The 9132-nt window shown below is 71.0% G+C and carries 9 protein-coding genes; 5 read left to right on the forward strand and 4 right to left on the reverse strand.

The genetic code is table 11. The features are described from left to right. The first annotated feature begins 192 nt into the window (after positions 1-192). Complete coding sequence (locus M3Q23_18675; protein MDP9344074.1) at positions 193-1404, forward strand: winged helix DNA-binding domain-containing protein; 1212 nt, start codon at positions 193-195, stop codon at positions 1402-1404. Between the two features lie 14 nt (positions 1405-1418). Here M3Q23_18675 and arfB read toward each other — a convergent pair whose 3' ends face one another. Next, positions 1419-1832 carry an aminoacyl-tRNA hydrolase gene (gene arfB, locus M3Q23_18680; GenBank protein MDP9344075.1) on the reverse strand — a complete coding sequence of 138 codons (414 nt, stop codon included), beginning with the start codon at positions 1830-1832 and terminating at the stop codon, positions 1419-1421. 72 nt (positions 1833-1904) lie between these two features. Between arfB and M3Q23_18685 the strand changes: the two genes are divergently transcribed. Together M3Q23_18685 and M3Q23_18690 are read left to right on the forward strand one after the other, a co-directional pair. Further along, positions 1905-3860, forward strand: coding sequence for an ATP-binding cassette domain-containing protein (locus tag M3Q23_18685; GenBank protein MDP9344076.1), 1956 nt, complete (start codon positions 1905-1907; stop codon positions 3858-3860). Positions 3861-3902: 42 nt separating this feature from the next. Next, the gene (locus M3Q23_18690; GenBank protein MDP9344077.1) at positions 3903-4181 is read left to right on the forward strand and encodes a hypothetical protein; all 279 of its coding nucleotides are present in this window, start codon (positions 3903-3905) and stop codon (positions 4179-4181) included. Between the two features lie 549 nt (positions 4182-4730). Here the strand turns inward: M3Q23_18690 and M3Q23_18695 are convergent. Both M3Q23_18695 and M3Q23_18700 read right to left on the reverse strand, forming a co-directional pair. Then, entirely contained in the window at positions 4731-5009 is a 279-nt protein-coding gene (locus M3Q23_18695; GenBank protein MDP9344078.1) for a hypothetical protein, read from the reverse strand. A 706-nt stretch (positions 5010-5715) separates the two neighbouring features. After that, positions 5716-6042 (reverse strand): GYD domain-containing protein, encoded by a 327-nt coding sequence (locus M3Q23_18700; protein ID MDP9344079.1) that lies wholly within the window; start codon positions 6040-6042, stop codon positions 5716-5718. Positions 6043-6160: 118 nt separating this feature from the next. Between M3Q23_18700 and M3Q23_18705 the strand changes: the two genes are divergently transcribed. Together M3Q23_18705 and M3Q23_18710 are read left to right on the forward strand one after the other, a co-directional pair. After that, positions 6161-7168: an LLM class flavin-dependent oxidoreductase gene (locus tag M3Q23_18705; GenBank protein ID MDP9344080.1), complete on the forward strand. Its 1008-nt coding sequence runs from the start codon at positions 6161-6163 to the stop codon at positions 7166-7168. A gap of 90 nt (positions 7169-7258) precedes the next feature. Next, entirely contained in the window at positions 7259-7465 is a 207-nt protein-coding gene (locus M3Q23_18710) for a hypothetical protein (GenBank protein MDP9344081.1), read from the forward strand. Positions 7466-7509: 44 nt separating this feature from the next. Here the strand turns inward: M3Q23_18710 and M3Q23_18715 are convergent, their stop codons facing one another. Continuing rightward, positions 7510-8952 (reverse strand): glycoside hydrolase, encoded by a 1443-nt coding sequence (locus M3Q23_18715; protein MDP9344082.1) that lies wholly within the window; start codon positions 8950-8952, stop codon positions 7510-7512. Positions 8953-9132 lie beyond the last annotated feature (180 nt).

The raw sequence follows: 9132 nt of genomic DNA on the forward strand, positions 1-9132 counted from the left end.
GCCCTCGCCCGCCCGGCCGGGTGCGCGTGCACGCGCCGCGCCCGGTCTCACGCTGGGCGACCTGGTGGGCCCGTCCCGCGTACCGGTACCTGCTGGACCCGGACGGCCGCTCCCGAGGCCTGCGCAGAGCCCGCCGGTTCTGATCGCCCATCCGGCCGCGGCCCGCGTGTGGGCCGGTAGGCTGCCACCTTCGTGGAGTCCCTCTCGATCGCCCAGGCCCGGCGGCTCGCACTCGCCGCGCAGGGCTTCGCCGACCCGCCGCCGCCCGGGAGGGTGGACCGCCGGCACCTCCGCCGCGTGTTCGGCCGGGTCGGACTGATCCAGATCGACTCCGTGAACGTGCTGGCTCGGTCGCACTACGTGGCCCCGTTCTCCCGGCTGGGGCCGTACCCACGGGCGACGCTGGACGACATGGCCTACCGGCACCGGGAGCTCTTCGAGTACTGGGGCCACGAGGCGTCGTACATCCCGACGGCCATGTATCCGCTGTTCCGGTGGCACATGCGCCGGGCCTCGATGGGCGAGGCGTGGGGCGGGATGGTTCGCCTGAACCGGGAGCATCCCGGCTACGTTCGGGCCGTGCTGGAGCAGGTTCGCGAGCGGGGCCCTGTTGCGGTCTCCGATCTCGAGGATGCCGGCCATCGGGGGACGACCGGATGGGGATGGAACTGGAAGACGGGGAAGATCGCGCTCGAGTACCTGTTCTGGGCGGGCGAGGTCTCGGTGGCGTCCCGGGTCCGGTTCGAGCGGAGGTACGACCTTCCCGAGCGCGTGATCCCCCCGGAGGCCCTGGACGCTCCCGAGCCGGGCCAGGAGGAAGCGCACCGGCAGCTGCTCGCCGTCGCCGCGCGGTCGCTCGGCGTCGGGACGGCCGCCGACCTGGCGGACTACTTCCGCATCCGGGTCCCCGAGGCCAGGCCCCGGATCCACGAGCTGGTCGAGGAGGGCGTGATCCGGCCGGTCGCGGTCGAGGGGTGGCGTCAGCCCGCGTACCTCCACCAGGACGCGCGCCTTCCGCGGAGGGTCGCCCGGAGCGCCCTCCTGTCGCCGTTCGATTCGCTGGTGTGGTTCCGGGATCGCGTCCACCGCCTCTTCGGGTTCCACTACCGGATCGAGATCTACGTGCCGGCCCACCTGCGCACGCACGGCTACTACGTGCTGCCGTTCCTGCACGACGAGCGGATCCCGGCACGAGTGGACCTCAAGGCCGAGCGCAAGGAGGGGTTCCTCCGCGTGCAATCGGCCCATCTCGAGCCGGGCGAGCCCGCGGAGGAGGTGGCGGAGGCTCTGAGCCGGGAGCTCCGGTCGCTCTCCGGATGGCTCGGGCTCGGACGGAACGTCCGGGTGGTCCGGCGTGGCAACCTGGCCTTGCCGCTCGCCGCCGCGCTCGCCAACGAAGCCTGAGCGGAGACGGACCTTCAGCCGGCCTCGTCGCCGGGATCGCTGCGTGCCGCCTTGACCTGCGAGCGCCGCCGCTTCTCCTCGAGGCGCCTCCGCTCCGAGGCCGCGGTCGGGCGGGTCGGCCTACGGGGGCGGCGGGGCCGAGCCGCCGCGTCCAGCCGTTCGGCCAGGCGCCGCAGTGCTTCCTCGCGGTTCCGCAACTGCGACCGCTCGGCGGCGGCGACGATCCGCAGCGACTCGCCGAACCGCTGCCGCACGCGATCCGCCACCTCCTCCGAGGCCACCAGCGCCGTGAGGTCGAGCACCAGCTCGACGCGGCTGTCCGTGGTGTTCACCCCCTGGCCGCCGGGCCCGGTACCGCGGGAGAAGCGCCACGTCAGGGCGTGGGCAGGAACCACGATGCCGCCGGGCGTGACCACCTCACCGTCCATGCCCCACAGTGTGCCGGTCCGAGGCGGCTGCCGAACGCTGAGACAGGCCCGAACTCTCGTACCCTCGTCAACGTGATCGACGTCCGCGGACTTCACAAGGCGTTCGGCGACCGGGTGCTGTTCCGGGACGCCTCGCTGCGCATCGGCGCGCGGGACCGCGTCGCCCTGGTCGGACCGAACGGCTCGGGCAAGACCACCCTCGTCGAGATGATCGCCGGCATCCAGCAGCCCGACGGGGGGGAGATCACCGTGCCGAAGGATGCGGTGATCGGCTACCTGCCCCAGGAGACCGACGCGCTCCGGGGCAAGACGGCCCTGGCCGAAGTGCTCTCCGCCGGGCAGGCCATGACCGAGGCGGGGCACCGCCTCGACGTCCTCCAGCGCGAGCTCGCCGAGACCACCGACACCGCCGAGCGCGGGCGGCTCCTGACGGAGTTCGGGCACCTCCAGTCCCGCTTCGAGACACTCGGCGGCTACTCCCTTGAGGCCGAGGCCTCCAGGATCTGCGCGGGCCTGGGCTTCCGGGAGCGCGACCTGGGCCGGATGATCGAGGAGCTCTCCGGCGGGTGGATGATGCGGGTGGCGCTGGCCAAGCTCCTGGTGGCGAACCCGGACTGCCTGCTCCTGGACGAGCCGACCAACCACCTCGACCTGGAGTCCGTGGTGTGGCTGGAGGGCTTCCTCGCCGCGTACGAGGGCGCCGTGGTCCTGATCTCTCACGACCGCGACGTGATGAACGGCGTCGCCACCCGCGTCGTGGAGGTGGAGGGCCGGACCCTCACCTCCTACACCGGCAACTTCGAGGCGTTCGTCGAGCAGCGGGAGCTTCGGCGGGAGCAGGCCGAGGCCGCCGCGCGCAACCAGGGCCGCAAGATCGCCCAGACCGAGCGGTTCATCGAGCGGTTCCGGTACAAGAACACCAAGGCCCGGCAGGTGCAGAGCCGGATCAAACAGCTCGAGAAGCTGGAGCGGGTGGAGGTTCCGTCCAGGAAGCGCCGGGCCCTGAAGCTGTGGTTCCCCTCGCCGCCGCGGCCGGGCCGAGTGGTGGTGGAGCTCGCCGGCGTGGACTTCTCCTACGGCGACGTGGAGGTCTACCGGGACCTGAGCGTGGCGATCGAGCGAGGTCAGCGGGTGGCGCTGGTGGGACCGAACGGGGCGGGGAAGTCGACCCTGCTGAAGCTCGTCGCCGGGGCCCTCGACCCGAAGGCGGGCGAACGTCGGCTGGGCGCGAACGCGCTGGTCGGGTACTTCGCCCAGCACCAGATCGAGGCCCTGGATCCCCGGAACCGGGTCCTGGAGGAGCTCGAGCGAGCCATCCCCGCCGGCGCGCAGGTGAACGCCCGGGACCTACTGGGGCGGTTCCTGTTCTCCGGCGATGACGTGAAGAAGCCTGTGGCCGTGCTCTCAGGAGGCGAGCGCACCCGGCTGGCGCTGGCACGGTTGCTGGTCCAGCCCTACAACCTGCTCTGCCTGGACGAGCCGACCAACCACCTCGACATCCCCAGCCGGGACGCCCTGGAGGAAGCGCTCCAGGCCTACGAGGGCGCCCTCGTGCTCATCACCCACGACCGCCACCTCATCCGAACCGTGGCCGACCGCATCCTGGAGGTGGAAGCGGGCCTGGTCACGTCCTACGAAGGCGACTACGAGCTGTACCGGTACCGGAAGGAGCGGGAGGCGAGCCCCGGCGCTGCCGAGCCGACTGCGGGCGTCCGGCCGGCCCCCGGTGTTCGGCCTCCGGTGCCGCTCGACGGGAAGTCCCGACGGCAGGCGACGGCCCTCGAGCGGGCCCGCCTCCAGGAGCATCTGACGGCGGTCCGGCGGGTGGAGCGCGACCTGGACCGCGAGACCGCCGAGTTCCGCCGCCTCGAGGAGCGGCTCGCCGATCCCGGTTTCTACAAGACCGGGGGCGACGACGTGGCGACGGCGGTCCGCCGCCACGGGGAGACCCGAGAACGCATCGCGTCGCTCGAGGAGCGATGGGAGCGCGCGACGGAGGAGCTCTCCGCCCTGGAGGGTTCGGGCTAGGCCGGTGGGGCCCCGCGGGGCCCACCGATGGAAGGAGGAACCGTGGGTCAGCCCATGATCCGTGTGGAGATCGTCGCGGAGGCGGAGGGGATGAAGGTTCGCCTGGCCATCGCGCCGTCCATCCTGACCCAGGTCTACGCGCGGGACGGCCTCGGACTGTTCGACCGGGACTCCGCGAACGTGGCCGTGGAGCTCCATGACCGGCGGGACGGACGCCGCCTCGAACGACAGCCCGTCGTGCTGGAGTTCGCCCCGGGCTCGGAGGACCTGGACGACTACGCCCCCAAGTTTCGCCCCGGGAGCGCGTTCGAGCTGACCTGACGAGCGTCACGTCGAACCACGCTCGAACGGCCACCGGAACCTCTCGGCTTGGTTTGAGCTGGGGATGCCGGCCGTCGTACGCTCCGGCGGGCGGGAGCCGGCCTCGCGACGCGCGGACAGTCGCGGTGTGCATGTTGCGGATGGGTGGGGAGGGACAGATGGGGGACAACTCCGCGCGCATCACTCGGAGGAAGCTGCTCACCGGAACGGGCAAGGTGGCCGCCGCGGGCGTCGTGGCCTCGGCGATCGGCTGGGTCGAGATCGGGAACCCGGCGATGGCCGCGCCCCAGAGCCCACCGGGCGAGGTCGGGACGGGGGCCGGCGGCAAGAACTCCTTCGAGTACGCCGGACAGGTCGACCAGGACGGCGACAACCTCACCTCCTACGGCTTCCTGTCCGCCATCGCCGGGCTCCATGTCTCCCAGCTCTTCACCGGCCACCCCACGACGAGACCACGGCGCGCTTCACGTACTTCGGGACGGCCAAGCTCTTCGCCCGCGTCGAGTTCAACGGGCTCTTCATCATCGACGCCAGTGGCTCGGTCCAGTACTACTTCGACCCGAACGGGGGCGCGAGCTTCTCCGATCCCACCTCGTTCAAGTCCGGGAAGCTGATCGCGGCGGACACCGCCACGTTCCACGACGTCTTGAGCGTCACCGCGCCGAATACGGGATTGCCACACCTCACCGCCGCGCTGCAACGGACGAGGGCGTCGAAGTTCACGTTCCAGGGCACGACGTATCGCTTCGGGCACGTGGGTCTGCTGCAACGCTCCACGGCGACGGGGCTCAGCACCAGGATCGATCCGAAGCCGACGTCGAAGCTCACGCTCGGCGGCGAGGCCGTGGTCAGCGGTCAAGCGTAGGCGCCTGCGCTCACCCGGCCGCGGCGAGTCAGCTCCACGCTCGCGGGTCCGGGGCTGACACCGCGCGGGGAAGCGGTCCTCACCCCAGTACCGGCCAGACGGGCCGAGGGTCACCACGTCGAAGCCAAGGGTTCGGCAGAAGTCGATCATGGGCTGCGAGATCGCCACGACGGCCCAACGGTGGCCTCGGGCGGCCATCGCGGTCCAGATGCTGGCCGAAAGGCCACCGAGGACCCGATGTTCGCCGTCTCGATACTCGGGGGCGACGATCAGCCGTCCGGCGTCCACGACCCGACCGGCGGGTTCGGCGACGATCCCGAACGCCGCCTCGGTCGGCAGCGGCCTCCCCGGCACCGGATAGACCACGCGGGCCGTGGCCGCGAGGCGGGACCCGTCCCACCCCACGATCTGTGCGGCGTGCTCGTCGTCGTACTCGTCCCGCTCGAGGCCGCCCGGCATCTCCTCGGGGCGCCTCCATCCGCGCTCGATCGAGATCCGGCGCCGGCGCCGGAACACCGCGTCGAGCTCGTCGGCCGTTCGCGCGAGGTCGAAGCGAAGGGGCCGGGCACGGTCGAGCAGGAAGCGAGCCAGATCGTCCGCGCTGGCGAGCCACGCGGGGATGGGATCGGCTTCGGTTCCCATAGGCGCAGCGCCGGGGCGCGCGGGCCGCTACGCGCCGGGCGCTCGGTACCGGACTTGCTCGGCCTTGCGCAGGGCATCCATCGTCTCGTCGACGGTCAGGAGGACGGTCGTTTCGAGCGAGCTGAGCGCACCGCCGCCGGTGATGGCCAGCGCAACCGCGGCCATGGACACGTTGTCGGGGGCCTCCCACAGGTTGTAGCCGTCGTGCGTGCCGAAGGCGTACCAGAACCCGTGGAGCTTCCCACCCACAGACTCGATGTAGGACTGAGCGGCCTGACGGCGGTCCTCCGGGTTGCCGATCAGCCTGGCCCAAGTCTCCGGCGTGTAGCTGAACTTCGAGAGATACAGCGGCATCTTTCCTCCTCTCGATCGCCGACCCGCGCGGGTCGCCGTCAGGGGCCGAAGTATGACCCACCCGCCCACCATCGAGCAGGGAGCGAGTTCGCCCGCCCCGGGCACCTAGGATTGTGCGATGAGACTCGGAATCACGCCCCCGGTCGAGATGGCCGGCGTCGCGGCCTCGGTGGAGGTCGGTGCCCTGGCCGAGGCGCTCGGATACACGGACGTGTTCTCGTCGGAGGTCGGCAGCGCGGATGCCTTCTCTCCGCTGGCCGCCCTCGCCGTGAAGACGGCGCATGTGCGGCTGGGGACGGCGCTGGTGCCGGTGTTCACCCGCCCCCCCGCGCTGCTCGCCATGACGGCGGCCAGCATGCAAGCGCTCAGCGGCGGGCGGTTCGTCCTGGGGATCGGGACGTCGACGCGGGACATCGTGGAGAGATGGATGGGCCTCGGCTTCGAGCGCCCGGTGGAACGGGTCCGCGACTACGTCGACGCCCTGCGCCGGATCCTCTCCGGCGACAAGGTGTCGTTCGAGGGCCGAACGGTACGGATCCACGGGTTCCGGCGGCAGACGGAGCCCGCCCCGACGATCCCCATCCACGTGGGTGCGCTCGGCCCTCGGATGTGCCGGCTGGCCGGTTCGGTCGCCGATGGGGTCCAGTTCGCCCTGATGTCTCCCGAGGGAGTCCGAAACGCGCTCGGTGAGGTTCGCGCCGGCCTGCGGCAGGCCGGGCGCGACCCGGCCGATTTCGACGTCGTCCTGCGAATCCCGATCGCGGTGGACGAGCCGCCCGAGCCGGTCCGTTTCCTGGCTCGGAGGTTGCTCACCGGGTACGCGATCGTGCCGACCTACACCGCGACGCTGGCTCGCCAGGGCTTCGGCGAACCCGCGGCGGCCGTCGTCGAGGCCTGGCAGGCGGGGGACCGAGCGCGGGCGGTCTCGCTGTTCCCGGAGGCCATGGTCGACGCCTTCTTCGTGCACGGGACCGCGGACGAATGCAGCGCGAGGCTGGAGGCGTACGGGGAGGCGGGCGTCCGGACCGCCATCCTCATGCACCTTTCGGTGGCGCCGACCCCCGAAGAGCGCGCCGAGCGCATCGCCGCCCAGCTGAGAGCGCTCGCTCCGTCCGCCTCGGCCTGACGGCGCCGACGACATGGGGCGTTTGCGAATGTGGGCTCCACCCGCTCAGACTCGTGGCCCAAACCCCATCCGGGACAGGAGGGACGGACCATGAGCGAGCAGCCACCGGGCGGCGGCCCGGGACGACACCAAGCGGTCGAGATCCTCTCGAAGATCGTGTCGGCCACCGACCGGTTGAAGAAAGCTCGAGAGCCCGGCGGCCAGCCGTCCGACATGGAGCAGGCACAGCAGGCTCGCCGTGAGGCGATGCAGGAGGCCAGGGAGTTCCTCCGGAAGCACGGCGTCCAGACCACCTAGGAACCCGGGAGTCCATCCCCAGACGCGGCCGCCGTGCCTTCGAGCTACCGCACGGTCACCGGCGTCGTGTACAGGTCCAGCTGGTGCAGCGTCCCGTCCGGGTTGTCGCCGGTGCTGTTCGAGTTGTCCGACCACGCCGGGTAGAAGGTGTGGGACTGGAAGGCCGCATGCGTGTAGTCCCCGTAGTCGAAGAAGCTCCCCGCGTCGTTGGCGTTGGACGTCCCCTGGCTCGCCTGGAAGTTGGGAGCGAAGGTCGCGCCGCCGTCCCTCGAGTCGGTGGCCCAGATCTGGACGTCGTCGTTGGGCACCCCGTCGGTGTCGCCACGGCCTCCCGCACCGAGGTCGTTCCGGGCGTCGTACCAGGACACGCCCAGATAGCCGGTCACCTGGTCGAGCGCGATGGCCGGGTTGAACTGGCTGTTGGTGGTGTTGTCGTCGTTCAGCCTCACCGCCGGGCTCCAGTTCGTCCCATTGTCGTCGGAGTACTGGAACATGATGTCCATGTCGTTGGTCTCGTTCCCGTTCTCCGCGGTCCAGATCGCGTAGACCCGGCCGGCGTGCAGGCCGCCGCTCCGGTCCCAGGCCAGGTTGGCCTCGGCGTCGACGGAACGGTTCGGCTGGGCCGGGATGTAATCGAACCCTCCCACGTAGCTCCGCGCCAGCAGCAGCGGGCTGTTGAAGCCCGCCGGCCCCAGCCCGTCGGGGTCGAGCGCCGTGTAGATGTGCGTCCCGCCCTGGCCGCCCGTCTGGTCCTGATACGTCACCAGGACCTGGCCCCCCGGCCCCACCGCGGTGTCCCCGTAGTCCCCCACCCCCGCGTTCGTGGGGACGCTCTGCGGAGCGGTGAAGGTCCCGAACTGGCCGAGACCGGCGACGCTCGCGCCGAACGCCTGGACCACGACGGAGGGGAAGCTCGTGTAGCTCACCCACACGCTGCCGGGGCCCGCCGAGATGGACGGCTGGTCGGCGCTCGCGCCGGGCGCTCTCGGCGAGTTGAGCCGCCTGGCCTGAGCATCGTTGATGGCCGCGCTTCCCGGCGGCGTCGTGGGCACGATGTCCGCCACCTTCCGGAACGTGAGTCCACCGTCCGTCGACAGCGCGACGAAGACGTCGCCGCTGTTCAGGTCCAGGTAGGTCATCCACAGGTTCCCGAAGTGATCCCACGCCAGTTGCTGGTCGCAACAGATGTCGGCGAACTCTTCGTTGGCGCCGATGACCCTGCGGGTCCACGTCTTGCCACCGTCGAACGACACACCTTCGAACAGGCCGCTCACGACGTCGGGGAGGGTGGCCATGGTGACGATGTTCTTGGGATTGGTGGGGTTGACGGCGATGGCGTCCTCGGCCTCGTTGCCGTGCATCGTGCTCGTGTCGATGTTCGCGGCGAGCGCCGCGGCGGCGGCGGGCACCGCCAGCGGCATGACCACGGCCGCCGCCAGCAGCGCCACCACCGAGCCGGTGATCATCCACGACAGCCGCGCGCGCATTGCACCGCCCCCTTCGAGCTGGTCCCTCCGATGAGGGCGCTCATTGTAAGCTAAGTGCTCTGGGTCGAAAGTTCGCTAACGTATTCGGACCCATCACGCTGCCACCGGCAACTGCCGCTCGGCCACACGCTTCATCAGCTTGGCGAGGTCGGCCCGCGTGAACTTCCACTCGAACGGCTT

It is taken from the genome of Actinomycetota bacterium, from assembly GCA_030774015.1.
Lineage (GTDB): Bacteria > Actinomycetota > UBA4738 > UBA4738 > JACQTL01 > JALYLZ01.

Excerpts from the sequence above, each read along its gene's own strand:
- M3Q23_18715 (MDP9344082.1), bottom strand. The coding sequence starts at position 8,952 with ATGCGCGCGCGGCTGTCGTGGATGATCACCGGCTCGGTGGTGGCGCTG.
- M3Q23_18705 (MDP9344080.1), top strand. The coding sequence starts at position 6,161 with ATGAGACTCGGAATCACGCCCCCGGTCGAGATGGCCGGCGTCGCGGCC.
- arfB (MDP9344075.1), bottom strand. The coding sequence starts at position 1,832 with ATGGACGGTGAGGTGGTCACGCCCGGCGGCATCGTGGTTCCTGCCCAC.
- M3Q23_18710 (MDP9344081.1), top strand. The coding sequence starts at position 7,259 with ATGAGCGAGCAGCCACCGGGCGGCGGCCCGGGACGACACCAAGCGGTC.
- M3Q23_18700 (MDP9344079.1), bottom strand. The coding sequence starts at position 6,042 with ATGCCGCTGTATCTCTCGAAGTTCAGCTACACGCCGGAGACTTGGGCC.